This is a genomic window from Streptomyces sp. SID4985, assembly GCF_009863025.1.
Lineage (GTDB): Bacteria > Actinomycetota > Actinomycetes > Streptomycetales > Streptomycetaceae > Streptomyces.
The window spans coordinates 1-1,468 of the sequence record NZ_WWIR01000614.1 but is presented as its reverse complement, the minus strand read 5'-3'; the positions used below and the strand labels follow the sequence as shown (position 1 = coordinate 1,468).

The 1,468-nt window shown below is 70.0% G+C and carries 1 protein-coding gene; it reads right to left on the bottom strand.

What is annotated here, in order from left to right; translation table 11 throughout:
* Positions 1 to 218 precede the first annotated feature (218 nt).
* The gene (locus GTW40_RS26265; protein ID WP_161182642.1) at positions 219 to 1,298 is read right to left on the bottom strand and encodes a S1 family peptidase; all 1,080 of its coding nucleotides are present in this window, start codon (positions 1,296 to 1,298) and stop codon (positions 219 to 221) included.
* Positions 1,299 to 1,468: the final 170 nt, after the last annotated feature.

The following is a 1,468-nucleotide window of genomic DNA, read 5'->3' as shown; positions in this document are numbered from 1 at the left end:
CGGGGGGTGTCCGCCCGCAGCGGCCGGCGAAAACTCCACTCGCTTCTCTCCCGACAGTCCGCCGGACCGAGGACGGATACCCCCCGGCGCGGCCCCGCCCCCACGGACGGTGGACGCGGCGAAACGGCGGGACGCCAGACGACGACAGGACCGTGGACACGGACAGGGCCCCGCCCCCACGAAGGGAGGACGGGGCCCGCAACCCGCGAAACGGGAGGTCAGCCGATCTGCGCCCCCGTAGCGGCCAGCGCCTCACCCACCGGCTGGAAGAACGTCTCCCCACCGGAGGTGCAGTCACCACTGCCCCCCGACGTCAGCCCCACCGCACTGCTCCCGGAGAACAACGACCCCCCACTGTCCCCAGGCTCAGCGCACACGTCGGTCTGGATCAGCCCGGAGACCGTCCCCTCGGAGTAGTTCACGGTGGCGTTCAACCCCGTCACGGTCCCGTCATGCACCTGCGTGGTGGACCCACTCCGCGTGACCCGCATCCCGACAGCCGCCTCGGCGACCCCCGTGATCGCCTGCGAAGACCCGTTGTACAGATCGACCTCACTCGGATGGGACACCGCCCCGGTGTACTTCACGAGTCCATAGTCGTTCCCGGGAAAACTCGACACCTCGTTCTCCCCGAGCACGTTCCCGGACGAGTCCGACCAACTGGAGATCGCCGCGGTGCAGTGCCCCGCGGTGAGGAAGTACGGCGCCCCGCCCTTGACCACGTTGAAGCCGAGCGAACACCGCCCACCGGACCCGGTGATGGCGTCACCCCCGGCGATGAAGGGCTTGAACTCCCCCTTGGACCGCTTGAGTTGAACGGCGTCACCCAACCCGTCCACGACGCGCCCCAGCTTCCCCCAAGCGGCAGCGCCAACAGTACGGTCGGCCGTGACGACGACCTTGTTGCTGACGGGGTCGATGGCCCAGGAGGTCCCGGGAATGGTGGCCTGCTGAGTCAACGCGGAACGCGCCCCGTCGAGCTGGGCGAGCGACCGCGTGACGATTCTGGCCCTGGCTCCGGCCGCCTCGACGGTACGAGCGGCGGAGCCGTCCAGCACGTTGACGACGAGGCTCTTGCCCTGGGCGTCGTAGTAGCTGCCGGCGGCGGAGGCCCCGAGGTCGCCGAGAAGGGCGGACCCGAGCTTTCCGGCGGCCGGAGCGGAGAGGACCTTCACCTGCACGGCGGAGCCGGTCTCGCTGGCGTTGGCGGTCTGGAGGGTGACACCCGCCGCGACGAGCGCGGCAGCGGCGCCGCCCGCGAGGGCGACTCGTCGCCTGGGTATGTGTCGGTGCTTCAACTCACGTCCTCCTGTGGGGGGTGCGGCCCGGAAAGATTGTGGGGACCTGCCGAGCCGGAAGGCTGGTTGACAGTCGCTCACTCTTCCGAACCGCACAGCGGACCCACAAGACCGACGCCGGACCGCCCTCAAAAGCCCCACGCGCTCTCCTCACCCTCAACTCAACCCCG